Annotated in this window: 23 protein-coding genes, 1 pseudogene and 1 riboswitch; of the genes and pseudogenes, 9 read left to right on the top strand and 15 right to left on the bottom strand. The window is 68.4% G+C overall.

Annotated features, from left to right (window positions below; all coding sequences use genetic code 11):
- Nucleotides 1-133, top strand: a pseudogene (locus Q8N10_RS20630) (ISAs1 family transposase); the annotation flags it as partial.
- On the opposite strand, the gene Q8N10_RS20625 reads toward Q8N10_RS20630, so the two are convergent.
- From Q8N10_RS20625 to Q8N10_RS20615, 3 genes are all read right to left on the bottom strand, one after another.
- On the bottom strand, nt 121-903 hold the full coding sequence (locus tag Q8N10_RS20625) for an aminotransferase class IV (protein WP_304783948.1): 783 nt from the start codon (nt 901-903) through the stop codon (nt 121-123). The pseudogene Q8N10_RS20630 and the gene Q8N10_RS20625 overlap by 13 nt on opposite strands.
- Nucleotides 900-2,252, bottom strand: coding sequence for an anthranilate synthase component I family protein (locus Q8N10_RS20620; RefSeq protein WP_304783945.1), 1,353 nt, complete (start codon nt 2,250-2,252; stop codon nt 900-902). Before Q8N10_RS20620 ends, Q8N10_RS20625 begins: the two co-directional genes overlap by 4 nt.
- 158 nt (nt 2,253-2,410) lie before the next feature.
- Complete coding sequence (locus Q8N10_RS20615) at nt 2,411-4,645, bottom strand: autotransporter domain-containing protein (RefSeq protein WP_304783942.1); 2,235 nt, start codon at nt 4,643-4,645, stop codon at nt 2,411-2,413.
- A 381-nt stretch (nt 4,646-5,026) separates the two neighbouring features.
- Here Q8N10_RS20615 and Q8N10_RS20610 point away from each other — a divergent pair, with 381 nt between their 5' ends.
- Nucleotides 5,027-5,467: a DUF559 domain-containing protein gene (locus Q8N10_RS20610; RefSeq protein ID WP_304783939.1), complete on the top strand. Its 441-nt coding sequence runs from the start codon at nt 5,027-5,029 to the stop codon at nt 5,465-5,467.
- Nucleotides 5,468-5,495: 28 nt separating this feature from the next.
- Here Q8N10_RS20610 and Q8N10_RS20605 read toward each other — a convergent pair whose 3' ends face one another.
- Nucleotides 5,496-6,665, bottom strand: coding sequence for an alanine--glyoxylate aminotransferase family protein (locus Q8N10_RS20605; RefSeq protein ID WP_304783937.1), 1,170 nt, complete (start codon nt 6,663-6,665; stop codon nt 5,496-5,498).
- 60 nt (nt 6,666-6,725) lie between these two features.
- Nucleotides 6,726-7,502 carry a tyrosine-protein phosphatase gene (locus Q8N10_RS20600; RefSeq protein ID WP_304783934.1) on the bottom strand — a complete coding sequence of 259 codons (777 nt, stop codon included), beginning with the start codon at nt 7,500-7,502 and terminating at the stop codon, nt 6,726-6,728.
- A gap of 117 nt (nt 7,503-7,619) precedes the next feature.
- Between Q8N10_RS20600 and Q8N10_RS20595 the strand changes: the two genes are divergently transcribed.
- Nucleotides 7,620-7,850, top strand: coding sequence for a hypothetical protein (locus Q8N10_RS20595; protein WP_304783931.1), 231 nt, complete (start codon nt 7,620-7,622; stop codon nt 7,848-7,850).
- On the opposite strand, the gene Q8N10_RS20590 is transcribed toward Q8N10_RS20595, so the two are convergent.
- Together Q8N10_RS20590 and Q8N10_RS20585 are read right to left on the bottom strand one after the other, a co-directional pair.
- Nucleotides 7,847-8,020, bottom strand: coding sequence for an oxidoreductase-like domain-containing protein (locus Q8N10_RS20590; protein WP_304783928.1), 174 nt, complete (start codon nt 8,018-8,020; stop codon nt 7,847-7,849). The genes Q8N10_RS20595 and Q8N10_RS20590 overlap by 4 nt on opposite strands.
- Nucleotides 8,021-8,139: 119 nt before the next feature.
- A complete protein-coding gene (locus Q8N10_RS20585) occupies nt 8,140-9,594 on the bottom strand; it encodes an AMP nucleosidase (protein ID WP_304783925.1) in 1,455 nt (484 codons plus the stop codon).
- Nucleotides 9,595-9,706: 112 nt separating this feature from the next.
- Here Q8N10_RS20585 and Q8N10_RS20580 point away from each other — a divergent pair, with 112 nt between their 5' ends.
- The 3 genes from Q8N10_RS20580 to htpX all read left to right on the top strand — a co-directional run bounded on the left by Q8N10_RS20580 (nt 9,707) and on the right by htpX (nt 13,535).
- Nucleotides 9,707-10,960, top strand: a complete 1,254-nt coding sequence (locus Q8N10_RS20580) for a dicarboxylate/amino acid:cation symporter (RefSeq protein ID WP_304783923.1) — start codon at nt 9,707-9,709, stop codon at nt 10,958-10,960.
- A gap of 75 nt (nt 10,961-11,035) precedes the next feature.
- Entirely contained in the window at nt 11,036-12,544 is a 1,509-nt protein-coding gene (locus Q8N10_RS20575) for a bifunctional diguanylate cyclase/phosphodiesterase (protein WP_304783920.1), read from the top strand.
- A 55-nt stretch (nt 12,545-12,599) separates the two neighbouring features.
- On the top strand, nt 12,600-13,535 hold the full coding sequence (htpX, locus tag Q8N10_RS20570) for a zinc metalloprotease HtpX (RefSeq protein WP_304783918.1): 936 nt from the start codon (nt 12,600-12,602) through the stop codon (nt 13,533-13,535).
- Here htpX and Q8N10_RS20565 read toward each other — a convergent pair.
- Nucleotides 13,532-13,771 (bottom strand): DUF2188 domain-containing protein, encoded by a 240-nt coding sequence (locus Q8N10_RS20565; protein ID WP_304783917.1) that lies wholly within the window; start codon nt 13,769-13,771, stop codon nt 13,532-13,534. The two genes, htpX and Q8N10_RS20565, sit on opposite strands and share 4 nt — an antisense overlap.
- Nucleotides 13,772-13,850: 79 nt before the next feature.
- Between Q8N10_RS20565 and Q8N10_RS20560 the strand changes: the two genes are divergently transcribed.
- Entirely contained in the window at nt 13,851-14,459 is a 609-nt protein-coding gene (locus tag Q8N10_RS20560) for a bifunctional 2-polyprenyl-6-hydroxyphenol methylase/3-demethylubiquinol 3-O-methyltransferase UbiG (RefSeq protein ID WP_304783914.1), read from the top strand.
- 3 nt (nt 14,460-14,462) lie between these two features.
- Here Q8N10_RS20560 and Q8N10_RS20555 read toward each other — a convergent pair whose 3' ends face one another.
- Nucleotides 14,463-15,503 (bottom strand): ribonucleotide-diphosphate reductase subunit beta, encoded by a 1,041-nt coding sequence (locus Q8N10_RS20555; RefSeq protein WP_305663988.1) that lies wholly within the window; start codon nt 15,501-15,503, stop codon nt 14,463-14,465.
- Between the two features lie 133 nt (nt 15,504-15,636).
- Here Q8N10_RS20555 and Q8N10_RS20550 point away from each other — a divergent pair, with 133 nt between their 5' ends.
- A complete protein-coding gene (locus Q8N10_RS20550; protein ID WP_304783909.1) occupies nt 15,637-16,296 on the top strand; it encodes a glutathione S-transferase family protein in 660 nt (219 codons plus the stop codon).
- A gap of 9 nt (nt 16,297-16,305) precedes the next feature.
- Here the strand turns inward: Q8N10_RS20550 and Q8N10_RS20545 are convergent, their stop codons facing one another.
- The 3 genes from Q8N10_RS20545 to Q8N10_RS20535 all read right to left on the bottom strand — a co-directional run bounded on the left by Q8N10_RS20545 (nt 16,306) and on the right by Q8N10_RS20535 (nt 20,191).
- Entirely contained in the window at nt 16,306-17,154 is an 849-nt protein-coding gene (locus Q8N10_RS20545; RefSeq protein ID WP_304783906.1) for a lipid A-modifier LpxR family protein, read from the bottom strand.
- 137 nt (nt 17,155-17,291) lie between these two features.
- Nucleotides 17,292-18,254 (bottom strand): lipid A-modifier LpxR family protein, encoded by a 963-nt coding sequence (locus Q8N10_RS20540; RefSeq protein ID WP_304783903.1) that lies wholly within the window; start codon nt 18,252-18,254, stop codon nt 17,292-17,294.
- 71 nt (nt 18,255-18,325) lie between these two features.
- A complete protein-coding gene (locus Q8N10_RS20535) occupies nt 18,326-20,191 on the bottom strand; it encodes a ribonucleoside-diphosphate reductase subunit alpha (RefSeq protein ID WP_304783900.1) in 1,866 nt (621 codons plus the stop codon).
- Nucleotides 20,192-20,499: 308 nt separating this feature from the next.
- Nucleotides 20,500-20,685, top strand: a riboswitch (yybP-ykoY riboswitch).
- A gap of 17 nt (nt 20,686-20,702) precedes the next feature.
- Here Q8N10_RS20535 and Q8N10_RS20530 point away from each other — a divergent pair.
- Entirely contained in the window at nt 20,703-21,266 is a 564-nt protein-coding gene (locus Q8N10_RS20530) for a TMEM165/GDT1 family protein (protein ID WP_304783897.1), read from the top strand.
- Here the strand turns inward: Q8N10_RS20530 and Q8N10_RS20525 are convergent.
- From Q8N10_RS20525 to Q8N10_RS20515, 3 genes are all read right to left on the bottom strand, one after another.
- Nucleotides 21,263-23,047, bottom strand: a complete 1,785-nt coding sequence (locus tag Q8N10_RS20525; RefSeq protein ID WP_304783894.1) for an SLC13 family permease — start codon at nt 23,045-23,047, stop codon at nt 21,263-21,265. The two genes, Q8N10_RS20530 and Q8N10_RS20525, sit on opposite strands and share 4 nt — an antisense overlap.
- A gap of 40 nt (nt 23,048-23,087) precedes the next feature.
- Nucleotides 23,088-26,177, bottom strand: coding sequence for a bifunctional proline dehydrogenase/L-glutamate gamma-semialdehyde dehydrogenase PutA (gene putA, locus Q8N10_RS20520; protein ID WP_304783891.1), 3,090 nt, complete (start codon nt 26,175-26,177; stop codon nt 23,088-23,090).
- Nucleotides 26,178-26,365: 188 nt separating this feature from the next.
- The coding region (locus tag Q8N10_RS20515; protein ID WP_305663987.1) for an OmpA family protein at nt 26,366-26,752 on the bottom strand (387 nt) is incomplete at its 5' end.

Genomic DNA, 26,752 nt, shown 5'->3' with positions numbered 1-26,752 from the left:
CCTCGCCCTCATCCGAAAGCTCGCCCTCAACATCATCCGACAGCACCCCGCCAAGGGATCCATCAAGACCAAAATCAAGCGGGCCGGATGGGATGACGCCTTCCTCTTCTCAATGCTCGGTCATATGCGATAGCCCTGCCCATGAATGGGGGAGGAAAATAGCGCCGCGATCTCCGCCACCCGGGCCGAGGCTTCGAACCTCCGCCCGTCCAGGCTCGCCACTTCCCGCACCCCGATCAGGCTGTTGGTGAGGAACATCGCCTGCGCGCCCGCCAGCGCCTCCACCCCCGCCGCCGCCTCGCGCACCGCTGTCGCCGCCATCACCTGGCGCCGCACGATCCCGTCCAGCACGCCACAGGCCAGTGCCGGGGTGAACACCTCGCCGTCCGTGATCCAGAACAGGTTGGCCGCCGCCGCGCAGGCCACCTGCCCCCGCCCGTTCAGCATCACCGCCTCGTCGGCCCCGGCGAGAGTCGCCTGCCGCCGGGCCAGCACATTGTCGAGATAGGCCAGGGTCTTCAGCCGCGAGGCCGGCGACCCCTCATTGCGCGCCACGGTGCTGATCATCAGTCGCGCCGACGCGCCCGGGACGGCCGAGGCCGCCGCCGTGGCGAACAGCGCGGGCTGCGGCGCCTGCGGCCGGTCCAGCCCCCGCCCCCCAGGCCCCGCCGTCCAGGTCAGCCGCACCGCCGCCCGCGCCGTTCCGAGACCCGCCTCGGAAATCGCCCGCCGCATCAGCGCCTGCGCCTGCGCAGGATCGGGCGCTGGCAGGCCCAGCACCGCGCAGCCGGCCGCCATCCGCGCCAGGTGCGCGTCGAGGTCGACGAGCTCGCCAGCCCGCGCCAGCACGGTCTCGAACAGCCCGTCCCCCAGCAGCAGCCCCCGGTCGTCGAACCCGATCACGCGCCCGCCTCCATCGCGCGCAACAGGGCGGCGATCTTGTCCTGCGTCTCGATCCGCTCGGCGCGCGGCTCGCTGTCGGCGACGACGCCGGCCCCGGCCCGAGCCTCGATCGCCCACCCCTGCCCATCCTGCACGCAGGCGGCGGTGCGGATCAGCACGCTGGAATCGAAGGCCCCGTCGGCGCCCGCCCAGAACAGCGAGCCGCAATAGGGGCCGCGCGGGCTCTCAAGTTGGGAGATGAGTTTCATCGCCTGGACCTTGGGCGCCCCGGTGATCGAGCCCGGCGGGAAGGCAGCCTTCAGCAGGTCGATGGCGGTCCGCCCCGCCGCCAGCCGCCCGCTCACCGTGGAGACCAGGTGATGGACATTGACGAAGCTCTCCACGGCGAACAGCTCCGGAACCTTGACGCTGCCCGGCGCGCAGACCCGGGCCAGGTCATTGCGCATCAGGTCCACGATCATCAGGTTCTCGGCCCGGTCCTTCAGGCTGGCCGCCAACTCCGCCGACAGGCTGGCGTCGTCGTCCGCCGTCGCCCCCCGCGGCCGGGTGCCCTTGATGGGCCGGGTCTCCGCGGCGCCGCCCGCCGCCACCTGCACGAAGCGCTCGGGCGAATTGGACACCACCGCCAAGCCCGCCAGCCGCAGGTAAGCCGCGAAAGGCGCCGCGCTCTCGCCGGCCAGCCGCGCCAGCAGGTCGAAGGGGGTCACCCCGGCGCTCAGCCGCCCGGTCCAGGTCCTCGCGATATTGGCCTGGAAGATCTCTCCCGCGTGGATGCGCCCCACCACCTGCGCCACGGCGGCCTCATAGGCCTCAGCATCGGAGCCGGTCAGTCCGTCGGTCAGCGGCCCCCGGGTCGCGGGCCTGGGCAGCTCGTGCAGCCAGCTCATCGCCTCGAAGGCCGCCTGCTCGCTGTCGGCCTCGTCGAAACCGCGCCCTATGGCGATCACCTGGCGCTCCTGGTGGTCAAAGGCCAGCACGCTGGAATAGAGGCCCACCGCCAGGTCGGGCCAGTCGGCGCTGCGGGCCAGGCCGAGCGCCTCCACCCGATCCCCCAGCTCATAGGCCGCGAGCCCCGCCAGCCCGCCCTGGAACGGCGGCCCGTCGCGGGCGGTCTCGCCCTGCGGACCCAGCAGGTCGGTCAGCGCCTGGAAGGGATCGCGCGGATCATCGGCGCCCAGGCTCAGGACCGCGTCGGGCCGCCGGGCCAGATAGGACCACCGCGCCCGGGCCCCCGGCCCGCCGGACAGGAAGGCGATGGCCCACGGCTCGCCGGCGAAGGCCGACAGGACCTGCAACGGCTCGCGCCAGGACGTCCGAAGCTGGGCGGCGACACGCATGGGGCGGGCCATAGCGCCCGCCGGGATCGAAGGAAAGGAGGGGGTGGACCTTGGCGGGTACGAATGAGCCTCATCGGCCAGGCTCAGGTCGCCGCTTCTACCTCTGGGGGTTCAAGGCGCGACAGGGGCAGGCAGCCCTCGTCGCGCCCTGGACTCCAGGTCTCTGCGCCTTAGAGCCGCAGCAGGAAGCTCACCATCAGCTGGTGCGCCGAATAGTTCTGGGTGCGCCACAGATAGTCGTAACCCGCGCCCACCGACCAGGCGCCAAGGCTCTTGTAGGTGAAGCCCGCCCCGACATTGAACGTGTCGGCGTCGGCCTTCAGGCCATTGACTGTGAAGGCCGGACCGCCGCTTTCAAAGGCTGCGGTGTTGGTCATCATCTCCTCGCTCATCGAGTGCAGCCACTTGCCGTGGATCTCGGGGCGGAAGATCCCCGGCCCGGCCATCGGCATGTCGCGGGAGATTTTCACTCCCAGGCCGCTCTGCAGGAAGTCGTACTGCTGGGCGGCGACCTTCAGGTTGAGGGAGGGGTCGCCAGTCTCGGTATAGGCGTCGGTCCGCAGGTCGGTGTACTGCAGCGTCGCATAGGGGGTGACCACCGTCCGCCCGTCACCCAGGCCGAAGTGATAGCCGGTGGTCGCGAAGGCGGTGAACTGGCTGCCGCTGTAGTCGGCGACCGCCGTGCTGTCGACGCCGGTGAAGGCGACGTGGCGGAAGCCCGAATAGTCGTCGAAGCCATAGGCGATGGAGCCGTTGAGGAACCAGGCCCCGGGGGCGTAACCGACATAGGCCGTCGCCTGGTAGGAGCTGATGTTCCCGTGGCTGCGGGCCGGATTGACGCCGGCGCCGCCGTTGTTTCCGTCGATGGACGAAAGCGCGTAGCGCAGGCCGAGGCCGGCGCGGGCGTTGTCACCGATCGGCGCGTCATAGGCCACCATGGCCCCGGCGATGCGGGACTCGTTGCCCTCATAGCCGGCGACATCGCCCTGGCGGTCGGAACTGAACGGGGACCGCTCGTATCCGAACCCGGTCATCCAAAGATGCGGGCGGCGGTCGTCGTCGACCTGGCAGGCCGAGGCGTCGGCGGCGCGGCGCGCCTCGCGGTCGCGCATCTGGCTGTCCTGGCCGCAGGACGGCTGGCCCTGGAGGTTAGAGGCCCACAGGTCCTGGAACCGCTGGGTGGCGCGGAAGGCCACCTGGGGCGAGGCCAGGTTGGCGGTGCCCGGACCCAGCTGGGCCAGGGCCGCGGCGATCGCCGGCGCGCTGGGCAGCAGGGTGATGGCCGTGAGAATTCCCACATTGGCCGAGGTCACCGGCAGGGCGTCGATCACCGGAGCGATGACGATGGGCAGCACCGGGCTGACCGCCGGCGGCAGGGGAACCACGGGAACCACGGGCGCGCCGGGGACCACCGGGACCACGGGCGGAACCACGACCGGCGTCACCACATCCACCAGCGGGATCTGGGTGGTGGTGATCCGCACCTGGCCGGCCACGGTGGGCGCCGCGGAGAAGGCGTAGCGCAGGGTGTTGCTGGTGGCCGTCACCGTGCTGCCGGTGGTGCCGCTGGTGGCGTCGACGATGTTGAAACTGGTGCCGTTGGCGATCGGACCGGTGACCGTCACCATCACCTTCAGGGCGTCGCCGATGGTGGCGGCGCCCACCGGGACGATCTTGCCGTACAGCGAGGGGCTGAAGATGGTGGTGTTGATGGTCCCGGCCACCGGAATGGCGAAGGCGCCGGCCACGTTCAGGGTGTTGGTGTCGAGCGTATAGGTTCCCGCCTTCACCTGGCCGGTGATCAGGGCGTTGCCGCCGGAAACCCGCACGAGCTTCAGGCCGCTGGCCGCCCCGACAGCGCCGTCGAAGATGCTGCCGCTGTTGAGGGTCAGGGTGCCGGTATTGGCGCCGGCGGTGTTGGTCAGCGCCGCCTTGACGGTCTGGCCGGCCCCCACGTTCACGAAGCCGTCCCCGGCGAAGTCCAGGGTCGAGCCGGTGTTGCTGGTGAAGCCGCGATTGAAGTTGACCGTCCCGCTACCCGTCACCGTGAAGGTGGTGGCGTAGACCGGGCCGTTGAAGGTCACCGTATTGCCGTTGGCGCCGGCCGCGATGTTGAGGAAGGTCGAACCTGTGGCGCCGACGAAGCCGGTCACGGTCGAATTGTTGTTGAAGCGGATATTGGCGGTATTGGCCGCCGAGGTGGTGATGCCGCCGCCCGCGTCATTGCCGGTGTTGATGTCCTGGGCGCCGACGGTCAGGGTTCCGGGGCCCTGGGTGTCGACCCCGCTCGCCACACCCACCGGGCTGACCACGCCGGGCAGCACCACCACCTCGCGCGCCACGGCCATCGTCGAAAGCGCCGCGAGCGCGAGGCTCAGCGGCGGAATCAGGTACATATTTTTCATGGCGGCCCCCTCCAGGGTCCGTAGGCAGTCTTCCAAGAGGTCTTGCCGCTGGGTCGCGCGGGCTGCCCGAAATGCACCGCCGGCGCCTCGCCGTGCGCCGGAAGGCGCAAACGTGGCGCGAGCTAAGCGCGCCGTTGTGACGCCGGTTCCAGGCGCCCTGCCTAATCTTTGAACAGTCGCCAAAACCCCCTCCTCTCCCCCTCTGTTCGGACCGGAGACCCCCAAGGGGGAGAGGAGAGATCAGCCGCAGGTCTCCAGCATTCCCTCCTCTCCCCCAATGAGGGGGAGAGGGTAGGGTGAGGGGGCCGACCAACCGCTGAAGTCTCTAGAACAAACGCCGAACATCTGGCAGGTTTCGTCACACAAGCAGGGACGGCTCCCATGACCCGAGACGCGCCGACTGACCGCGCCCGCGACCTCCGCGCCACCCAGACGCAAACCGAGGCCATACTCTGGCGATCCCTCCGCAACCGTCGCCTCGGCGGCTGGAAGTGGCGGCGGCAGTATCCCGTCGGCCGCTACATCACCGACTTCACCTGCCTCGAAGCCCAACTCATCGTCGAACTCGACGGCGGCCAGCACTCAGAGGCCGTGATCTACGACGACCGCCGCACGGCCTTCCTCGAAAGCCAGGGCTTCCGGGTGCTCCGCTTCTGGAACCACGAACTCTACGAGCACAGCTCTGACGTCTGCGACGTCATCCTGCGTCATTGCGGCGGAGAGACCCCCTCACCCTACCCTCTCCCCCAAGGGGGAGAGGAGAGATCACCCGCAAACCTCCAGCCACCTCCTCCTCTCCCCCTCTTGCGGGGGAGAGGGTAGGGTGAGGGGGCCGCCCAGCTTCTGAAACCTAACCCAGCTTCCCCTGCGCAGCAGCCACCGCCGCGGCCGCGTCAGCCTTGAACCCCTGGGCGTTCAGCGCCTCGCACAGGGCCGTCAGACAGACTCGCACGTGCCAGGCGGTAGCGGACGCGCCCATGAGCCCGATCCGCCAGATCTTGCCCTTCAGCGGGCCGAGGCCGGCCCCGATCTCCAGGTCCCACTTGGCGAGCACATAGGCGCGCACGGCGGCCTCATCGACGCCCTCGGGCACGATGACGGCGTTCAGCTGCGGCAGGCGATGGGCGGGATCCACCAGGAACGTCAGGCCCGCGGCCTCGATCCCGGCGGCCAGGGCCTCGTGGCTGCGCGCATGGCGCACCAGCACCGCCTGCTGGCCCTCCTCGAACAGGGCCACCAGGCTCTCATGCAGCCCATACAAGGCATTGATCGGCGCCGTGTGGTGATAGGTCCGGCCGCCCTCGCCGCCCCAGTAGGACATCAGCAGATTGAAATCGAGCAGCCAGTTGCGGACCTTGGTCTTGCGGCCCGAGATCGCCGCCTGGGCCCGGGGCGACAGGCAGATCGGCGACAGGCCAGGGGGCGCCGAGAGACACTTCTGGGTGCCGGAATAGATCACATCGGCGTCCCAGGCCGCCGCGTCCACCGTGATGCCGCCCAGCGAGGTGACGCAGTCCACCACCGACAGGGCGCCGTACTTGCGGGCGAGCGCGCAGAGCGCGGCGGCGTCGCTCTTGGCGCCGGTCGAGGTCTCGGCGTGGACGAAGGCCAGCACCTTCACAGGCGCCCCGGCCATCGCGGCCTCGATCCTTTCCGGGTCCACCGGCTGGCCCCATTCGAACTCGACCTTGATCACCTCGGCGCCGGCCCGGTCGGCCATGTCGGCCATGCGGCCGCCAAAGGCGCCGTTGATGGCCACCACCGCCCGGTCCCCCGGCTCCAGCAGGTTCATGATCGCCGCTTCCATCCCCGCCGTCCCCGGCGCCGGCAGCGGCACGCAGGCATAGCCTTGCGCGTTGAACAGCCGCGACAGGCCCGCCTTGATCTCCTCCATCAGGTTCTGGAACTCGGGGTCCAGGTGGCCGATGGTCGGCCGCGCCAGGGCCGCCAGCACCCGCGGGCTGACGTCGGAGGGGCCAGGCCCCATCAGGATGCGGCGCGGCGGCTGGAAGCTCTGCATGAGATGTCCCCGAACAAAATGGCCGGGGACGATTAGGCCGCGAGGGCCTTCAGCGCAACGTCAGCGCAGGATCCGCGCCTCGATCTTGCCGCGCAGGACGCTGTCGACCTCCAGCACCTCCTCCAGATAGCGGTCGATGCCGCCGTGGCTTTCGGAGATCACCGCCAGGCCGTGGTCCAGATAGTCGGGGTGGACGCTGGCCGCCTGCCGCAGGGCCTCGTCGTCCACATGCTTGCCGGTGAGGTCCAGGATATAGGTCCGCAGGAAATCGGTCCGCGCGGCCATCCGCGCCTCGTTGTTGGTCATCAGATAGTCGTGGAGCGTGTCGTCGCGGTGGACGCCGGCGATGTGGTGGGTCAGGGCGCAGACCAGGCCAGTGCGGTCCTTGCCCGCCGCGCAGTGCACCACCAGGGCGCCGTCGCTCTCGGCCAGCGCCCGGAAGTAGCGGCGGAACAGGTCCACATGGCGCGGCTGGTGCGGGGCTTCGCGGTAGAAGCCCAGGCTGTCGCGCCGGAACCACTCGGCGTCCACCCGCTCGGCCGCCGCGATGGCCTCGGCCCAGTCCTGCTCCACGCCCTCGATGTCGTTCTCGATCACCTCGCCGGCGAAGCCCGGCCAGCGCCGCGACGGCTCCCGGTCCCGCTCGCGGCGGCGGCGCAGATCCACGATGGTGGTGATGCCCAGCTCGGCCATCTTGGCCAGGTCGGCGTCGGTGGCCTGGCCGTGATTGGCCGAGCGATAGACGACGCCGGCCTTCATGCCGCGCCCGCAGGCGGTGTCGTAGCCGCCCAGATCGCGGAAGTTCTCGATGCCTTCGAAGTCGATGTGCCGGGTCATGGAGTTTGTCTAACGCCGCGACCCGGCGGAAGGCAATCTTGACCGGCGCCGATCAATCCGGTTGCGCTTCTCGTCGCCAGGGATCGCTGCTAGGTTGCGCCCGTGGAGGATACGCCCATGACCGAACGTGCATGGTTCGCCCCCAAGACTTACGGCTACGGCGCCGGGCTGCCCATCGCCTGGCAGGGCTGGGCCGTGCTGATCGGCTTCCTGGCCGGGCTGGCGGCGAGCGTCGTCCTACTGGATGGGGTCGCCCGCCCCGTCGCCATCACCGCCCTGCTCTTCGCCCTGGTCTTCATTTGCTGGAAGACCACCGACGGTGGCTGGCGCTGGCGCTGGCCGCGCTAATCCTCGGCGGGGATCGCGTCCGGGTCGAGGCCCAGCGCCCGCACCCGGGCCTCCCAGCGCTCGGTCGCCGTATCATAGTAGTCGAAGATGCACGGATAGCAGCCGCGCCGGCAGCACTCCATCGGATCAGGCTTGGTCGGACGCTTCGGAACGGTGGGTTGGTCGGTCATCGTCGGTCGGATGTTGCCACATGTTGGTCAGTCGGCGGGGCGGTTTTTCCTTGCCAGGCAAGGCTTGGCGGCCACCCGCCGTCAAACCCGTTTTCTTCCATCCACGGCCACCGACATGTTCAGCGGAACGGCGGCTCGTCGAAGCTCCGCAGCTTGCGCGAATGCAGGCTGGCGCCCTCCTTGCGCAGCAGCGCCATGGTGGCGATGCCGATCTGCAGATGCTGGCCGATCGCCCGCTCATAGAAGGCGTTGGCCTGGCCCGGCAGCTTGATCTCCCCGTGCAGGGGCTTGTCGGAGACGCAGAGCAGGGTCCCGTAGGGCACCCGGAACCTATAGCCCTGGGCGGCGATGGTGGCGCTCTCCATGTCGATGGCCACGGCCCGGGACTGGTTGAAGCGCAAGGCGCTGACCGAGTAGCGGAGCTCCCAGTTGCGGTCGTCGGTGGTGACCACGGTGCCGGTCCGCAGCCGCTTCTTCAGCACCTCCCCGGTCTCCCCGGTGACCAGCTCGGCGGCCTTGCCCAGCGCCACCTGCACCTCGGCGATGGGCGGGATTGGGATGGCCGGCGGCAGCACGTCGTCCAGCACGTGGTCATCGCGCAGATAGGCGTGGGCCAGCACATAGTCGCCGATGGTCTGGCTGCCGCGCAGGCCCCCGCAGTGGCCGATCATCAGCCAGGCCTGGGGCCGCAGCACCGCCAGGTGGTCGGTGATGGTCTTGGCGTTGGAGGGGCCGACCCCGATGTTCACCAGGGTGATCCCCGCCCGGCCCTGCGCCATCAGGTGGTAGGCCGGCATCTGGTGGCGCCGCCAGGACCCGTCGGCGATCTGCTGCTCGGGGTTCTCGCTGTCGGCCGTCACCACCACCCGGCCCGAGGCCGAGAGCTGGGTGAAGGGGCTGCCCGGCGCCCGCAGCTGCTCGCAGCCCCAGCGGACGAACTCATCCACGTAGCGGTGGTAGTTGGTGAACAGGATGTACTGCTGCACATGCTCGGCCGGCGCCCCGGTGTAGTGGGTCAGGCGCGCCAGGGAGAAGTCGGTCCGCAGCCCGTCGAACAGCGCCAGCGGACGGGCTTCCTCAAGCGCCGGGCTCCAGAAGCCGTCAGCGATCTCGTCGCCGATCTGGGAGAGCTCGGTGGTGGGGAAATAGCGGGCGATGTCGGCCGATCCGATGTCGGCCATGGCGATGTCCACGGCCCCGTCCAGCACATAGGGGAACGGCATTTCCTGGCTCGAGCGGCCCACGCTGATCTCGACCTTGAAGTCGGTCAGCAGCAGGGTGATCTGCTCCAGGAGGTAGTCGCCAAACAGGTCCGGGCGGGTCACGGTCACCGCATAGTTTCCCGGCGCCGACAGCCGGGCATAGGCGCGGCTGAGCCTCGGGTAGGTCTGGCCGTGGGGCCAGGTCAGGCGCAGCTCGGGATAGACGAAGGCGCCGGCCGCCCGGACCGCCGGGTCGGGGGGCGGGCCCCCGGCCAGGAAAGTTTTCAACGCGTCTCGCAGCGCGGTGACGGTCTGCTGGTACTCGGCGCTCAGCTTGGCGACGATCTCCGCCGCCTGGGTCTCTGGGTTCATGGCGCACTTTAGCGCAAGAAGGCCAAGGTTTCGAGACAGGGTGAGCGCCGGGATGGACGTAGGCGCGCATCCCGGCGACAAAGGCCGACGGGTTCGCTGCTAAGGGTTTGCCATGAATCGCTTGTTCACCGCCTTCATCGTCGGCGCCATGATCCTGGGCGTCGCCGTCGGCTGGGGCGTGAACCAGTACGCGACCCCCGAGCAGGCCAAGGAGGTCGCCTCCAACCTCTCCATCATCACCGACGTCTTCCTGCGGCTGATCAAGATGATCATCGCTCCCCTGGTGTTCGCCACCCTGGTGGCCGGCATCGCCCACATGGAGGACGCCGCCACGGTCGGCCGGGTCGGCGCCAAGGCCATGGGCTGGTTCATCACCGCCTCGATTGTCTCCCTGACCATCGGCCTGATCATGTCCCACCTGCTGCACCCGGGCGCCGGGCTCTCCCTGCCCAACCCGGACGCCGTGGCCGGCGCGACCGTGGACGTCTCGAAGTTCACCCTGCGCGAGTTCATCACCCACCTGGTGCCCAAGTCGATCGTCGAGGCCATGGCCAACAACGAGATCCTGCAGATCGTCATCTTCTCGGTCTTCGTCGGCACCGCCGTGGCCGCCATCGACGACAAGGCGCCGGCCGTCCTGGCCCTGGTGGAGCAGATCGCCACCATCATGCTGAAGGTCACCGGCTATGTGATGAAGACCGCGCCCCTGGCCATCTTCGCCGCCCTGGCCTCCACCATCGCCGTCCAGGGCCTGGAGATTCTCGGCACCTATGCGGCCTTCGTCGGCGGCTTCTACCTGTCGCTGGGCATTCTCTGGGCCCTGCTGGTGGCGGTGCTGATCCTGATCGTCGGCCCGCGCGGCATGAAGCTGGTGGCCGCGATCCGCCAGCCGGCCCTGCTGGCCTTCTCCACCGCCTCCTCGGAAGCCGCCTATCCGCGCACCCTGGAGGAGCTGCAGAAGTGGGGCGTGTCGCGCAAGGTGGCGAGCTTCGTCCTGCCCCTGGGTTACTCCTTCAACCTCGACGGCTCGATGATGTACTGCACCTTCGCGGTGCTGTTCATCGCCCAGGCCTATGGCATCGACCTGTCCATCGGCCAGCAGCTCACCATGCTGGCCCTGCTGATGGTGACCTCCAAGGGCATGGCCGGCGTGCCGCGCGCCTCCCTGGTGGTGATCGCCGCGACGCTCTCCTACTTCAACCTGCCCGAGGCCGGCCTGATCCTGATCCTGGCGGTCGACCACCTGCTGGACATGGGCCGCTCGGCCACCAACGTGGTGGGCAACTCCGTCGCCGCCGCCGTGGTCGCCAAGTGGGAGAACCAGGTCGAGCTCCCCGAACCCGAGCCAGAACCCAAGGTCGCCTAGTCGACACTCGTTAACGGTCGATTCCGGCCTTCTGAGTCAGAACTACCCCTGGGAGAGACCTCCCGGGGGCGGACCATGGCGAGCGAAAGCTCGACGCACGAGATCGAGCAGGAACGCCACGCACGCCGCGAGGCCGAGGCCCTGCTCGAGATTCGCACGGCGGAACTGCGCCAGGCCGGCGACGCCTTTCAACGAATGAGCTCGGCGCTAGGTGTGCGGGTCGCTGAGCTCGAGGCCGAGCGCTCTCTGACCCTGCACCTGGCGCGGACCGACGCCCTGACCGGCCTGCTCAACCGGGGCGCCTTCACCTCGGCCCTGATCGAGCGGCTGGAGGACGCGCAGGAGACCACGACCCGCGTCTCCCTCTTCGTCCTGGATCTGGACCGCTTCAAGCACCTGAACGACACGCTGGGCCATCACGCCGGCGACCTGCTGCTGAACGAGATCGGTATGCGGCTGAGGGCCCAGGCCCAGCCCGGAGACCTGGTGGCGCGCCTTGGCGGCGACGAGTTCGCCCTGATCAGCGCCACGGCCGACGTCGCCGGCCGAGCCGAGCAGATCACGGCTGCGCTGGCCCAGCCCTATTGGATCTACGGCCGCACGGTGGCGCCGAGCGACTCGGTGGGCGTGGCGGTGTTCCCCGACGACGCCGTCGACGCCACCGACCTGCAACGCTTCGCCGACATGGCCCTCTACCGCGCCAAGGCCGGCGGCGGCCGCCGCGCCTCGGTCTTCGACACCCAACTGCGCGACGCCAGCAACCAGCGCAACAGCCTGGAGACCGACCTTCGCCGCGCCATCCCGGAAGGTGAGATCGTCCCCTGGTATCAGCCGGTGGTGAACGCCCAGGACAGCCGGATCGTCGGGGTCGAGGTGCTGTCGCGCTGGAACCACCCGCAGCAGGGCCTGCTGCTGCCGGGAACCTTCGTGCCGCTGGCCGAGGAACTGGGCCTGATCGGCCAGATGGACGCCGCTGTGTTCGCCGCCGCCTGCCAGCGCGCCGCTCCGTGGGTGGCGCAGGGCCTGATCGACACCATCTCCTGCAACGTATCGCCCCGGGAGCTGCTGGACCCGTCCTTCTCCCGCAACCTGATCCGCCGCCTGCGCGCCACCGACCTGCCCGCGACGGCGCTGACGGTCGAGATCACCGAGACCTTCCTGGTGGACGACCTGGATCTGGCGCGGCGCCACATCGAGCGGCTGGCCTCCTGCGGCATCCGCGTCGCCCTGGACGACTTCGGCACCGGCTATTCCAACCTTCGCGCCCTGATGCAGCTGCCGATCCACACCGTGAAGCTGGATCAGTCCCTGATCGGCGATGTGGGCCGCGAGCCGCGGGTCTCCAAGCTGGTGCGCTCCATGTTGCAGGCCGCCAATTCCCTGGACATCCGCATCGTCGCCGAGGGCGTGGAGGACGAGGCCCAGGCCCTGTTCCTGCGCGCCGCCGGCTGCGACCGCCTGCAGGGCTTCCTGTTCGCCCGCCCCATGCCTGCCGAGGCGGTGGAGGCGCGTCTTTACGAGAGCGCGGCGATGGCGGGGCCGCTACCCGCTGTCGCGCCGGCCCGGTTGCGCCGGGCGGTCTAGCCTCCCGGCTGACGCCACCCCATATCCTCTTGGACCACAACGGCCCAAGGGACCCATGCACAACCACCTTCGAACCTTCATGCTGCTGGCGGCGATGACCGCCCTCTTCGTCGGCGCCGGCTATCTCATCGGCGGCGCCGGGGGCATGGCCATCGCGCTGGCCATGGCCGTGGCGATGAACGCCATCAGCTACTGGAACGCCGACAAGATCGTGCTGCGGATGTACGGCGCGAAGGAGGTCGACGAGAGCCATCCCGACCGGCTGATCGCCAACTTCGCCGCCGACGTCCACGCCCTGGCCGACGGCGCGGGAATGCCGCGGCCGAAGGTCTATCTGATCGACTCCGACCAGCCGAACGCCTTCGCCACCGGGCGAGACCCGGAACACGCCGCCGTGGCCGCCAACCTTGGCCTGCTGCGCATGCTGGACCGCCGGGAAATCCGCGGCGTGATGGCCCACGAACTGGCCCACGTAAAGAACCGCGACACCCTGACGATGACCGTCACGGCCACCATCGCCGGGGCCATTGCGGCGCTCGCCAACTTCGCCTTCTTCTTCCAGGGCAATGACCGCGACCGGCCAGGCGGCATCCTCGGCGTCATCGCCATCGCCATCCTGGCGCCCATCGCCGCGGCCCTGGTGCAGATGGCCATCAGCCGCCACCGGGAGTACAGCGCCGACGCCGACGGGGCGGAGATCAGCGGCGATCCGGAGGCGCTGGCCTCGGCCCTGCAGAAGATCGACGCCTACGCCCGAGGCGGCATGGTCAACCATCAGGCCGAGCGCAATCCCGCCACCAGCCACATGTTCATCATCAACCCCCTGTCGGGCGAAGGGGCGGACAATCTGTTCTCCACCCACCCGGCGACGCAGAACCGGGTGGCCGAACTGATGAAGCTGGCCGGCCAGGCGCCGACGATCAGCGGCGGCCCACGTCGTTCGGGCACGGCGGTGCCGGTGACCCCCGCCGAACGGGGTCCCTGGAGCTAGCCCTTGACCTCGGTGGTGGGCCGATCTTGGCCGTCCACCTGCTCTTCGTGCCACTTGCCGTCGGCGGTTTCGAAAGAGATGGCCGCGTCGGCCCCGGGGACCAGTTGCTCGCGGGCCACGCGAACCGCCATGGCGCGCGCGGCGTCATGGGTTGCGAAGGTCTCGGAATAGACGCCGTCTGAGCGGTAGGCCCAGCCGCCGTCATGCTCGACGATCTCGTAGACAACCTTGCTCATGACGCGCTCCGCTTGCTTTGATGTCACGGCCTGAACGGTCGAGGTGGCAAGGTCGATCCACGAAGGGAAAGCACAGGCAATGGGTGATGAAACCCACGACCCGGAGACCCTGGCCTTCTATGACCGGGACGCCGCGGCCTATGCGGGGCGGCGATTGCCCAAGATCTCCCAGCGCCTCACCGACTTCCTGGCGGCCGTGCCGGCCGGCGCCCATGTTCTCGACCTCGGCTGCGGGGGCGGTCAGGATAGTGAGGTGATGCTGGCGGAGGGGTTCGAGGTGACGCCTCTCGATGGGTCGAGGGGTTTGGCGGAGATCGCCAGCGCCAGGCTGGGGCGGCCGGTCCGGGTCCAGCTCTTCGAGGACATCGAGGACGAGGCGGCCTTTGAAGGGATCTGGGCCAACGCCTCCCTGCTTCACGTCCCGACGGCGGGCCTGGTCACGGTGCTCGGCCGCGTCCGCCGCGCCCTCAAGCCCGGCGGGATCTTCCATGCCACCTACAAGGCCGGAGAGGGGGGAGGCCGGGACACCCTTGGCCGTTATTTCAACTTTCCATCGGAAGCGGCGTTGCGGGCCGCCTACGAGCAGGCGGGCCCCTGGGCGGCCCTGGAAATTCACCAGGGGCCCGGCCGCAGCTATGAGCAGGAGGAGCGGACCTGGCTGCAGGTCACCGTGGTCAGGCCCGCCTGAGCCCTACTCCGCCGGGATGTTTTCCGAGCGACGCGACAGGGAGCGGTCGAACTCGGCCCAGACGCCCGCTTCCCCGTGCCATTGGCCCTTGGTGGCGGCCTTGGAATATTCCGTCGAGCGGGCCTCGAAGAAGTTGGCGTGCTCCACCCCCGACAGCATGGACTGGAGCCAGGGCAGCGGGTTTTCCTTCACCCCGCCGAACACTTCGGGCAGGTGCAGCTGGCGCAGGCGCCAGTCGGCGATGAAGCGGATATAGGCCTTGATGTCGTCCGGGGTCATGCCCTGGACCTCGCCGGCCGAGAAGGCCAGGTCGATGAACTTGTCCTCCAGGCCCACCACCGTCTTGCAGCAATCGATGATGTCGTCGGCCACGCTCTTGGTGACCACGCCGGTCTCGGCGTTGAAGGCGTGGTAGAGCTTGATGATGCCTTCGCAGTGCAGGCTTTCGTCGCGCACCGACCAGGAGACGATCTGGCCCATGCCCTTCATCTGGTTGTGGCGCGGGAAGTTCATCAGCATGGCGAAGCTGGCGAACAGCTGCAGGCCCTCGGTGAAGCCGCCGAACATGGCCAGCGTCCGGGCGATGTCGGCGTTCGTCTCGACGCCGAACTTCTGCATGTAGTCGTGCTTGTCGCGCATCTCCTGGTAATCCAGGAAGGCGGTGAACTCACTGTCAGGCATGCCAATGGTTTCGAGCAGCAGGGCGTAGGCCGCGATGTGGATCGTCTCCATATTGGAGAAGGCCGACATCATCATCTTCACTTCGGTCGGTTTGAAGACGCGGGAATAGCGCTCCATGTAGTTGTCGTTCACCTCGACGTCCGACTGGGTGAAGAAGCGGAAGATCTGGGTCAGCAGGTTCCGCTCACGGTCGTTGAGCTTGGTCGCCCAGTCCTTGCAGTCCTCGCCGAGCGGGACTTCTTCCGGCATCCAGTGGACCTGCTGCTGCTTTTTCCAGAACTCATAGGCCCACGGATAGCGGAAGGGCTTGTAGGCGTAGGAGGGGGTGAGCAGGCCCGGCAGAGCAATTTTAGAGGCGGTCACAGGCGGACTTTCCAACTGGCGGAATCGACGGACGGGGCGTTATCGGATTAACTTTAGCCATCGATCCACGACAACATCTAGCGGCGAGTTAACGCACCCACCCAAGATGTTGTGAATTGCATGGGGATAGACAGTGGCCAACGGCATCACCCTCTATGGTGCGCGGGGTTCGGGCGCGGTCCCCGTCGAGGCCGCCCTGACCCTTCTTGAAGTCCCCTACAGTCTGGTCGACGCCTACACCTGGGACCACGACGACCCGGCCAGCGGCGACCAGGTGTTGAAGGCCAATCCCATGCGCCAGGTTCCGGCCCTGGTGCTGCCGTCTGGCGAGACCATCACCGAGAGCGCAGCGATCCTGATCTGGCTGGCCGAGACCTATCCTCCGGGCCGGCTGGCCCCGCCGCCGGGTGATCCGAAGCGCGCCCAGTTCCTGCGCTGGATGACCTTTGTCTCCTCGGCGATCTACTCCCTCTATTGGGTGAAGGACGATCCCGCGCGCCTGGTCCCTGATCCGGCCGGTCACTCGGCCCTGGAGGAACGGGTTTTGAACCGCATCTCCGACTGCTGGGGGATCATGGACAGTCAGGTGGAGCCGGGACGCTACATCCTGGGGGACGATCTGAGCGTGCTGGACCTCTATGTCGCTGCGGTGTCGCGTTTCCGACCGCGGCGGAGCCGGTTCTACGAGGTTGCGCCGAAGATGGGCGCGGTGGTGCGCCGGGTGGATATCGACCCGAGGCTCCATGCTCTGTGGAAGGACCGCATGGGCTTCCACGAGGGCTGGGAGGGCTGACGCCGGAGGCTAGTGGCGCGGCTTGATGGACAGCGAGAAGGCCACCATCGAGTCGTCCTTGGTCTCCTGGCCCCACACCATGTGCTGGCCCTTCACCTCGCGGTGGATGTAACCGAAGGAGGTCTGCATCGCGCCCTTTCGCCAGCCGACGCCGAGCTGGGCGTCGCCGATCAGGGCGCTGGAGGGATCGGTGGACCAGCCGGCGCCGTTCCAGTCGCCGTTGTTGCGCTGCATGTTCAGGCCCACCGCGCGCCCGCTGGCCGCGGCGAACAGATACCAGCGGCCCTCGTTCCCGAACGCGGCGCCGTCGCGGACGCCCATGGCGCCCAGGCGGGACTTCAAGCCATCTGACGCCTTCTGCCCGAGGGTCAGCATGGCGCCGGCCTCGGCCGACCCGCCGGCGCTGGACATGCCAAGGCCCGCATGGGGCGTCACCGAGACATCATAGCGCTCGGTGGCGAAGCTGACGGCGTCGGGCCAGTCGCGGGTGACGGCGATTTCATAAGCCTGGGCTTGGAATTGCGCGTGATCGACATTGATCGGCAGGCCCCCGGGCGCGTGCACCGAGCCGCCCACCGAGAACCTGAGCGAATCCACCGCCACGCCGTTGTCGGCCAGGGTGATCTGGCTGTTGTCCCAGCGCACGGGGCCGTTCGGCCCATAGGTCTCCCGATCCAGGAGGTTGGCGATGGGGTCGTTGCTGTCGCTCTGCGGCGCGAAAGTTCTGGTGTGGAACGCGGCGCTCATCAATTGCGCAGCGCCGGAATCCAGGATGAGGGGTGTCGACTGCGCGAAGGCGCTCGTCGCGCCCATCCCACAAATCCCGAAGACGGTGGCCAGCCCAGCCATCGACCTCATGAGGCCTTCTCCCCTTGCCACGTCGCCAAGCGTGCGGCCTGCCGACATCCTTCCACGCTTGGAGAAGAGCGCAACGGGAAATTCGGTTCCCATGCTTAACCGTCGCACCCCCGCTGATGGCATCTTTCCCTTCAAGATCAGCGCCTCGGCTTGATGGACACGGTGACCGCGACCATCGAGTCGTCGCGATGGTCCCAACCCATGAGCGTGTGAGCCGCCTTCACCTTGCGCCGCATCCAGGCCAGGGACGCCTGGACAGGCCCCTTGCGCCAGCCAACACCTGCCTGGATGTCGTTGATCAAGGCGCTGGAGGTGTCGGTGGACAGGCCCCGGGCGCCCCAGTCGCCATTGGTGCGCTGGACATTCAGGCCCACCGCCCGGCCGCTGGCGGCGGCGAACAGGTACCAGCGGCCTTCGTCGCCGAACCGGGCGCCATCGCGGACGCCCAGGCTGTTGGCCCAGCCTTCGGCCTTCCTGCGCAGGCGCACCACGGCGCCGGCCTCGGCTTCGCCGCCGGCGTTGGAGATTCCCACCCCCGCGTGGGGCGTGAAGTCCAGGTCGAAATCGCCGGCGTCGGCCGCCCAGAGATTGGGCCAACCCCGGGTGTAGCTGACAGCATAGGCCTCGGTATCGGTGGAGATCGCCTGGCCCGGCCGGGGCGGAAGCGCGCCTGGCGTGCGGGCGATCTGGCCAACCGAGATCCGCAGGGCGTCCACGGCGCCGAGGGCGGGGCGAGCAAAGGCCATTTCGCTGACCTTCCAGAGGGCGACCCCCTCACCGGGGATATAGGTCTCGGCTGTCAGGGGGTGGGTGCGGTCCAGGGGCGTGCCCGTATAGGCGGGCTGACTGAAGGCCGGTTCAAGCCCGGCCTCCACGATAGGCCGGTCCACCGTCGCGGGGGCTGGAGTCTGTTGGCTGAAATCGGCGGCGACCGCCGCCGTGCTGGCGAAGACAGCGGACCTGAGGTCCTGCCAGTTCTCCTGAAAGACCTGGTCCCCGGGAGAGGTTTCCACCCGCGGCGCTGGGAAGACGGCGGCGCCGAGCGCGGCGGTGGTCGCCGCACACCCGATCGTCACCGCCGTGACCGCGAGAAACCGCATACCCACCCCTGATGTGCTGCGCCGTTAGTTCCTTAACGATAACGCAGCTACCCGAGTCTGGCGCCAGGGTTCTACTGGCAGGCGAGGCACTCGTCGTAGTCTGTCTTTTCCGAGGGGCCCTGGTCGATCATCACCAGGCCTTCGCCGCCGGCGTGGGCCGCCCGCTGCACCGACTTGGAGCGCAGGTAGTAGAGCGACTTGCAGCCCCGTTCCCAGGCCTGCCAGTGCAGCATGTGCAGGTCCCACTTATCCACGTCGCCGGCCAGGAAGATGTTCACCGACTGGGATTGGCAGATGTCGGGCGTCCGGTCGGCGGCCAGTTCCACGACCCAGCGCTGATCCAGTTCGAAGGCGGTCTTGTAGACGTCCTTGTCGTCCTGGCTGAGGAAGTCCAGGTGCTGGACCGAGCCCTCGTTCTCGAGGATGGAGTCCCAGGTCGCGGCGGTGTTCTGGCCCTTTTCCTCGAGCAGTCGCTCCAGATAGGGGTTCTTCACCGCAAACGTGCCCGACAAAGTCTTGTGGCTGTAGATATTGGCCGGGATCGGCTCGATGCCGGCGCTGGTGCCGCCGCAGATGATGGAGATCGAAGCGGTCGGCGCGATGGCCAGCTTGTGGCTGAAGCGTTCCATGACGCCTGCGTCGGCCGCGTCCGGGCAGGGACCGCGCTCGGCGGCCAGGGTGCGGGACGCCGCGTCGCACTGGCGGCGCAGGTGCTTGAAGAGGCGCATGTTCCAGGACTTGGCGAGCGCGCTCTCGAAAGGCACGTTCTGGGCCTGGAGCAGGGTGTGGAAGCCCATCAGGCCCAGACCCACCGACCGCTCGCGAATGGCGGCGTAGACGGCGTTCTTCATCTCCGGCGGGGCGCGATTGATGAAGTCCTGCAGGACGTTGTCCAGGAAGCGCATGATGTCTTCGATGAACGTCGGGTGGTCGCGCCACTCCAGGAACTTCTCGGCGTTGACCGAGGAGAGGCAGCAGACCGCGGTGCGTTCGGCGCCCAGGTGGTCGGGGCCGGTGTGCAGCATGATCTCGGAGCACAGGTTCGACTGCCGGACTTTCAGGCCGAGGTCCCGCTGATGCTGCGGCATGGAGCGGTTCACGGTGTCGGCGAAGATCAGATAGGGCTCGCCGGTCTGCAGGCGGATCTCCAGGATCTTCTGCCACAGGCTGCGAGCGTCGACTTCCTTGACCACCTCGCCGGTCTTGGGCGAGCGCAGGCCAAACAGCTCGCCGTCGCGGACGGCTTCCATGAAGGCGTCGCTGATGGAGATGCCGTGGTGCAGGTTCAGGGACTTGCGGTTGAAGTCGCCCGAGGGCTTCCGGATCTCCAGGAACTCCTCGATCTCCGGGTGGTGGATATCCAGATACACCGCCGCCGAGCCACGGCGCAGGGACCCCTGGCTGATGGCCAGGGTGAGGCTGTCCATCACGCGGATGAAGGGGATGATGCCGCTGGTCTGGCCTGCGCCCTTCACCTTCTCGCCGATGGAGCGGACGCCGCCCCAATAGGTGCCGATGCCGCCGCCGTTTGAGGCCAGGGCCACGTTCTCGTTCCAGACGCCCTGGATGCCTTCCAGCGAATCGCCGACGGCGTTGAGGAAGCAGGAGATCGGCAGGCCGCGGTCGGCGCCGCCGTTGGAGAGCACCGGGGTGGAAGGCATGAACCAGAGGTTCGAAATGTAGTCATAGACCCGCTGGGCGTGGTCGGCGTCGTCGGCATAGGCCGTGGCGACCCGGGCGAACATGTCCTGGTAGGACTCGCCCTGCAGCAGGTAGCGGTCTTCCAGGGTGGTCTTGCCGAAGTCGGTCAGCAGGGCGTCGCGCGAGCGGTCCACCTCCACCTTGCGGACCAGCTGCAGCTGCGGTCGATCGGCCCGCTCCGGGGCCACCGTGCTGGCTTCCGAGACCGTCCGCAAAACCGCTTCACTGCTGCTCATGTTCCAAAATCCATAACTATCAGGCGCTTCGGTCTTAGAACCGCCCCAACACGGCAAGCCCTACATCTAGTGGTCGCCTGCCCCAGACACGCAGCATATGGGGGCTGATGCTAATGACTCGTCAACGGGGGGAATGGACGCGTCCCCAGGCTTTTTCGTTAACGAGGTCTTAACCTCGCCCTCCGGCGATTGATGGGCAAGGCTTTCCGAGGCGCCTGGGGACGATTGCTCACGACAGTGTGACAAATGACCTCGCCCGCCGCGCGCGCCGTTTTCGACTTGCGCCCGGAGGCCCTGCGACCTATCCCCACGCCGTCACTGGGGAGTAGCCGCCTGCGGTTCCAGCAGGGGACGCGTCAACAGACTTGCAGAGGGTTTTCCCGCCCCGAGCATGGCGCGTCCGGCGATTGAGCTTGGCGAGACCTTTGGCTTTCGTGCGCTGATCTTTTGCGGGGTCGGCGGCGCGGAAAGCCATTGGTTGTGCCTGACCCCGCCCGGACGCCTGTTTTCAATGGAAGCCTTCCTCGTTTCGACCGGCCTCGTGGCCATCGCCGAAATCGGCGACAAGACCCAACTGCTGGCCATCCTCCTGGCCGCGCGATTCCGCAAACCCGTCCCCATCCTGCTGGGAATCCTGGTGGCCACCATCGGCAACCACGCCCTGGCGGCCACCGTCGGCTCGGTGGCCGGCGCCTTCTTTGACGGACCGTGGATGAAGTGGGTGCTGGGCCTGGCCTTCATCGCCTTCGCCGGCTGGGCGCTGATTCCCGACAAGTTCGAGGACAAGGACGCGCCGCGCGACCGGGCCGGCGCATCGATCTTCTGGACCACCCTGGTGGCCTTCTTCTTCGTGGAGATGGGCGACAAGACCCAGGTGGCGACCGTGGCCCTGGGCGCGCGATTCCATGACGTCGTGCTGGTTTCCCTTGGCACGACCCTGGGCATGATGCTCGCCAACACCCCCGCTGTGTTCCTTGGTGACGTGGCGGCCACCAGGCTGCCGCTCAAGGCGATCCGCATCGCCGCGGCGGCCTCCTTCGCCGCCATCGGCCTGTGGATCCTGATCTGGGGCTAGCCTCGGACCAGGGGCCAGACCAGGGCGATCAGCGGCGTCCCCACCACCAGGACCAGCAGGGTCAGCGGCGCCCCCAGCCGGGGATAGTCACTGAACTTGTAGCCTCCTGGGCCCATCACCAGGGTGTTGCACTGGTGGCCTATGGGGGTGAGGAAGTCGCAGGCCGCCCCCACGGCGACGGCCATCAGGAACGGGTCAGGGTTCAGGCCCAGCTTCAGGGCCAGGGCCGCGCCCACAGGGGCGACAATCAGCACGGTCGCGGCGTTGTTCAGGAAGGGCGTGGCGGCCATGGCCACCCCCATGATGGCGGCGAGCGCCAGCATGGGCGCCTGTCCCTGGAAGGCCATCGACAGCCAGCCGCCGATCAGGTCCGCGCCCCCGGTGGTCTGAATGGCTTCGGACACCGGTATCAATGCGGCGATCAGCACCAGCACTGGCCCGTCGAGGGCCGAATAGGCCTCACGCATGCGGATCGAGCCGATGGCGATCATCACCACCGCCGCGCCGAAGAAGGCGATGGCCACGGGGAGCACCTGGAAAGCCACCAGGATCATGGCGGCGGCCAGGATGATCGCCGGGGCCAGGGCGTGACGGATGCCCCCCAGCCGCACCTCCCGCTCTGCCAGCGGCAACAAGCCCAGGGCCGTCAGCGCGGCCGGGAGGCTGCGCTCGCCCCCCTGCAGGACAATGACGTCGCCGGCCCGGAGGCGGACCCGGTTCAGGTGCTGGCTGAGGCGGAAACCCGAGCGGCTGACCGCCAGCAGGTTGACCCCGTGCCGACCGTGCAGATCGGACCGCAGGGCGGTCTCGCCGATCAGGCCCGACTCAGAGCCCACCACCGCTTCCACGACACGCACCTCCTCGGTGGGCTCCTCCATGGAAAGGGGCTTGTCGGCCCGGGTGAGCTTGAGTTTCGCCCGGGTGATCAGATCGTCCAGGCCGTGGGGCTCGCCCTCCAGCAACAGGGTGTCGCCGGGGAGTATCTTGGTGTTGGGGTGAGGCTGGGACTTGCGCTTGCCGGCCCGTAGCAGGGCCATCACCCGAACCTCGTTGTGGGCCATGTGGTTGAAGTCGGCGACGCGGTTCTTCTCGAAGGTCCAGTCGTCGGGAACCTTGACCTCGGTGAAATAGGCGTTGGCGGCCAGGGCCGCGTCGATATTGGTGGCTGGCGTGCGCCCCTTGGGCAGCATGCGATAGGCGAAGGACAGGAACAGGATGCCCATGGCCGCCAGGGCCAGGCCCACGGGCGCGTAGTCATACATGCCGAAGGGCTTGCCCAGGATGTCCTCGCGCACCTGGGAGACAATGATGTTGGGCGCCGTGCCCACCAGGGTCACCAGACCGCCCAGCAGGGCGCCAAAGGACATCGGCATCAGCAGGCGGCCAGGGGAGGTCCCCGTGCGACGCGCCACCTGGAGCGCCACCGGCATCATGATGGCCAGCGCCCCGACGTTCTTGGTGGCGGTGGACAGCAGGGTCACAGCGGCGGTCAGCACCGGGACCTGGCTGCGCTCGGTCTTCAGGTAGGGGAGCAGGGGCCGCAGCGCGGCCTCGATGATGCCCGAGCGCGCGAAGGCGGCGCTCACCACCAGGGCGCTGGCGATGATCACCGTGATGTCGTTGGAGAAGCCGTCGAAGGCTTTCGCAGCCGGCACAACCCCAAGCAGCACGCCGGCCAGCAGCGAGACCAGCGCGATCACGTCATACCGGAACCGGCCCCAGACGAAGGCGCCGATCGTGACCGCGACCAGCCCGAAGGCCAACGCCTGTTGATGCGTCATCACAGTCCCCCAACCCAAAGGCTTGGGCGGGGAACGCGGATCAGGGGTTGAGGTTCAAGAGCGCCGGATCGCCGCCTTGCGCGGCGATATTGACGCTGACCGCCCGCTCTACGGCGTAGCGCAATAGGGCGTGCGGGCCGCCGGCCTTGGGGCCGGTCCCCGAAAGGCCCTCACCGCCAAAGGGCTGCACGCCCACCACGGCGCCGATCATGGAGCGGTTCACATAGAAATTGCCGGCGGGAACCGCGGCGCGGACCTGGTCGGCGAAGCCCTCGATTCGGCTGTGGACGCCCAGCGTCAGGCCATAGCCGGTCTCCGCCAGGGGCCCAGCGGCCGCCTCCAACCTGGCGGCGTCGTAGCGAACGACGTGAAGCACCGGCCCGAAGACCTCCTTCTGCAGAAAGGCCGAGGACGGGATTTCCGCCAGGGTCGGCGCGAAGAAAACCCCGCTGTCGGGCGCCTTCATCCGGCGCACCACCTTGGCCTCCTGGGTCAGGCGGGCCAGGTGAGCTTCCAGGACGCCACGCGCCTCCGCGTCGATCACCGGGCCGATGTCCGTACACGGATCAGCGGGATCACCCAGCACCAGGGCGTCCATGGCCCCGGCTAGCCCCTCGATGAGTTGATCAGCGGTCTCGCGCGGGACAAACAGGATGCGCAGGGCTGAGCAACGCTGGCCCGCGGAGCCGAAGGCCGAGTTGATGACGTCATCGATCACCTGTTCGCGCAGGGCGGTGGTGTCCACAAACATGGCGTTCAGGCCGCCGGTCTCGGCGATGAGGGGCACGATGGGGCCGGGTCTCGCCGCCAGCGTCCGGTTGATCGCCCAAGCTGTGTCGACCCCTCCGGTGAAGGCGACGCCGGCGCAGGCGGGGTGGGCGACGAGGGCCGCGCCGACGACCGCGCCGTCGCCGGGCAGCAGATGAAGCACATCGGCCGGGAGGCCGGCCTTGTGGAAGAGCCTCACGGCCTCGGCGGCGATCAGCGGGGTCTGTTCGGCCGGCTTGGCCACCACGGTGTTGCCGGCGGCCAGGGCCGCGGCGATCTGGCCGGTGAAGATGGCCAGGGGGAAGTTCCAGGGACTGATGCAGGCGAATACGCCACGGCCGTGCAAGGAGAGCTGATTCACCTCCCCCACGGGGCCCTTCAGGGTCTCCGGGCCTGAGAACTGCCGCTCGGCCAGATGGGCGTAGTAGCGGCAGAAATCGGCGGCTTCGCGAACCTCCGCCACGCCGTCGCCATAGGTCTTGCCGGCTTCCACAGTGCAGATGGCGGTAAGGCGGTCGCGTTGGGTCTCCAAGGCGTCGGCCATGGCCCTCAGGACCTGGGCCCGACCGTGGCCGCCCCGGGCGTCCCAGGCCGGCTGGGCCGCCTTGGCGGCGGCGAAGGCCTGGCCGATATCCACGTCGCCGGCGTCCCAGGTTTGGCCAATGGTCCGTCGACGGTCGCCAGGCGAGATGCGCGGCGTGCTCGCCCCGGTCCCGGTCTCCTTGCCCGCCACAAGGGGGCGGCTGGTGAGGAAGTCGAGGTTCGCGACGGCGGCGGTCAGACGATCGCGGTCCGCTGCGATGGAGAGGTCGACCCCGGTCGAGTTCTTTCGCGCCGAACCATAGAGGTCTGCCGGCAGCGGAATGCGCGGGTGCGGGGCGCCGCCGGCGGCCTCAACGGCGCCGACGGGATCGCCGACCACCATAGACACCGGTGTCTTTTCGTCCAGAAGGGCGTGGACGAAGGAGGTGTTGGCGCCATTCTCCAGCAGGCGGCGCACCAGATAGGGCAGCAGGTCCTCGTGCCCGCCGACCGGGGCGTAGACCCGCAGCTTCAGGGGGCCGTAGCGGTCTGCCGCCCCGGCGTAGAGGGCCTCGCCCATGCCGTGCAGGCGCTGGAACTCGGGCTCCACATTGGCCTGCCGCGCCATCTGGCGCACGGCGGCCAGGGTGTGGGCGTTGTGGGTGGCGAACTGCGGATACAGGGCCGGGGCGGCCGCCAACAACACCCGGGCGCAGGCGAGGTAGGACAGGTCGGTGGCCGACTTGGTGGTGTAGACGGGGTAGCCCGGCAGCCCGCCGACCTGGGCGCGCTTGATCTCGGAATCCCAGTAGGCGCCCTTCACGAGGCGCACCATCAGGCGGCGACCCGTGGCTCGGGCGATATCGGCGACGGCGGCGACGGTCTGGGGGCTCCGCTTCTGATAGGCCTGAACGGCGAGGCCGAGCCCCTTCCAGGTCCCGAGCTCCGGCTCACCAGCTAGGCGCTCCAGCAGCTTCAGGGAGATGACCAGGCGGTCGGCCTCCTCGGCGTCGAGGGTCAGGTTGATGTTGGCCTCGGCGGCGATCCTGGCCAGACGCAGGATGCGCGGATAGAGGTCAGCCCACACCCGCTCTTCCTGGCGCGCCTCATAGCGCGGCGACAGAGCCGAGAGCTTTACCGAGACGCCGTGTCCGGCCTCCGGCCCTTCGCCCTTCGCGCGCGTGCCCACCACGGTGAGCGCGTCGGCATAGGCCTTCTCATATTTGTCGGCGTCGGCCGTGGTGCGGGCCCCCTCCCCCAGCATGTCGAAGGAACAGACGAAGCCGTCAGCCGCCGCGCGCTTGATGGCCTGGTCGATGGTCCGGCCCAGGACGAATTGTTCGCCCATGATCTTGACCGCCGCGCCGACGGCCTGGCGGATGACCGGCTCGCCCAGCCGTCCGGCCAGCCGACGAATGAAGCCCGGCAGGTCGGCGCGCGCCTCCTCGTCGGGATCGATCAGCTTGCCCGTGAGCATCAGGCTCCAGGTCGAGGCGTTGACCAGCAGGTTGTCGGAGCGGCCCAGGTGGCTCGCCCAGTCGGCCGAGGCGATCTTCTCGGCGATCAGCCGGTCCTGGGTCCCCTCGTCGGGGGTGCGCAGCAGGGCCTCAGCCAGGCACATCAGAGCCAGGCCCTCCCGGGTGGAAAGGGAAAACTCCTGCAGGAAGCTCTCGACGACCCCGTGCTTGGCCGCCCCCTTGCGGGCGAAGCGCACCAGGGCCTCGGCCTCCTGGCGAACCTCCTCGCGATCCTCGACGCTGAGGGGCCGGCTGGCGATCAGGGCGGTGACCGCCTGACGTTCATCAACAAATTTATCCCGATCGAGATCGTCGAAAGACATGCTCGGCCCTCAATTAGGGCCTGAAAATGCAAAATCGTTGCGAGAAATACAAGGCGGGCGCGGAAAATTGACCGCGCGAAGGCCTGAGCACAGCCGGCAAGGCCAACTGGCCCAAGCCCCATAGCAAAAGGGCCCGGTCTTGCGACCGGGCCCCTCGCTTAGTTCGGCGAACCGCCGAGATCGATATTTTAGAAGTTGATGTCGATCGTCGAACGGCGGTTCAGCGGTTCCTTCACGCCGTCGCCGGTGGGAACGGCGAGCATGGTTTCGCCCTTCCAATCGACTTGCAGCGAGCCGGCGCCGACGCCTTGACCGACGAGCGCGTCAGCCACGGCCTTGGCCCGACGTTCCGACAGGCGGACGTTGTAGGCCGGCGAACCGGAGGAGTCGGTGTGACCGACCACGACCACTTGGGTCGCACGGCCGCCGTTGGCGTAGTTCGCGGCTTCCGAAACCACCGTCTGGGCTTCCGGCGTCAGGACGTACTGATCGAACGGGAAGTAGACGATGAATTGCCTGGCTTCATACGCCGGCGGGGGCGGAGGAGGCGGGGGCGGGGGCGGCGGCGGGGGCGG

The sequence above is a fragment of the Phenylobacterium sp. genome (assembly GCF_030693625.1).
Classification (GTDB): domain Bacteria; phylum Pseudomonadota; class Alphaproteobacteria; order Caulobacterales; family Caulobacteraceae; genus Phenylobacterium; species Phenylobacterium ferrooxidans.
This window is presented reverse-complemented; position numbering and strand designations above follow the sequence as displayed.

Bases quoted from the DNA above. Each gene is read 5' to 3' on its own strand.
- putA (WP_304783891.1), bottom strand. From the start codon at position 26,177: ATGTCTTTCGACGATCTCGATCGGGATAAATTTGTTGATGAACGTCAG.
- Q8N10_RS20530 (WP_304783897.1), top strand. From the start codon at position 20,703: ATGGAAGCCTTCCTCGTTTCGACCGGCCTCGTGGCCATCGCCGAAATC.
- Q8N10_RS20615 (WP_304783942.1), bottom strand. From the start codon at position 4,645: ATGAAAAATATGTACCTGATTCCGCCGCTGAGCCTCGCGCTCGCGGCG.
- Q8N10_RS20535 (WP_304783900.1), bottom strand. From the start codon at position 20,191: ATGAGCAGCAGTGAAGCGGTTTTGCGGACGGTCTCGGAAGCCAGCACG.
- Q8N10_RS20545 (WP_304783906.1), bottom strand. From the start codon at position 17,154: ATGAGGTCGATGGCTGGGCTGGCCACCGTCTTCGGGATTTGTGGGATG.
- Q8N10_RS20620 (WP_304783945.1), bottom strand. From the start codon at position 2,252: ATGGCCCGCCCCATGCGTGTCGCCGCCCAGCTTCGGACGTCCTGGCGC.
- Q8N10_RS20600 (WP_304783934.1), bottom strand. From the start codon at position 7,502: ATGACCCGGCACATCGACTTCGAAGGCATCGAGAACTTCCGCGATCTG.
- Q8N10_RS20605 (WP_304783937.1), bottom strand. From the start codon at position 6,665: ATGCAGAGCTTCCAGCCGCCGCGCCGCATCCTGATGGGGCCTGGCCCC.
- Q8N10_RS20610 (WP_304783939.1), top strand. From the start codon at position 5,027: ATGACCCGAGACGCGCCGACTGACCGCGCCCGCGACCTCCGCGCCACC.
- Q8N10_RS20580 (WP_304783923.1), top strand. From the start codon at position 9,707: ATGAATCGCTTGTTCACCGCCTTCATCGTCGGCGCCATGATCCTGGGC.
- Q8N10_RS20575 (WP_304783920.1), top strand. From the start codon at position 11,036: ATGGCGAGCGAAAGCTCGACGCACGAGATCGAGCAGGAACGCCACGCA.
- Q8N10_RS20560 (WP_304783914.1), top strand. From the start codon at position 13,851: ATGGGTGATGAAACCCACGACCCGGAGACCCTGGCCTTCTATGACCGG.
- Q8N10_RS20590 (WP_304783928.1), bottom strand. From the start codon at position 8,020: ATGACCGACCAACCCACCGTTCCGAAGCGTCCGACCAAGCCTGATCCG.
- Q8N10_RS20595 (WP_304783931.1), top strand. From the start codon at position 7,620: ATGACCGAACGTGCATGGTTCGCCCCCAAGACTTACGGCTACGGCGCC.
- Q8N10_RS20540 (WP_304783903.1), bottom strand. From the start codon at position 18,254: ATGCGGTTTCTCGCGGTCACGGCGGTGACGATCGGGTGTGCGGCGACC.
- Q8N10_RS20525 (WP_304783894.1), bottom strand. From the start codon at position 23,047: ATGACGCATCAACAGGCGTTGGCCTTCGGGCTGGTCGCGGTCACGATC.
- htpX (WP_304783918.1), top strand. From the start codon at position 12,600: ATGCACAACCACCTTCGAACCTTCATGCTGCTGGCGGCGATGACCGCC.
- Q8N10_RS20585 (WP_304783925.1), bottom strand. From the start codon at position 9,594: ATGAACCCAGAGACCCAGGCGGCGGAGATCGTCGCCAAGCTGAGCGCC.
- Q8N10_RS20565 (WP_304783917.1), bottom strand. From the start codon at position 13,771: ATGAGCAAGGTTGTCTACGAGATCGTCGAGCATGACGGCGGCTGGGCC.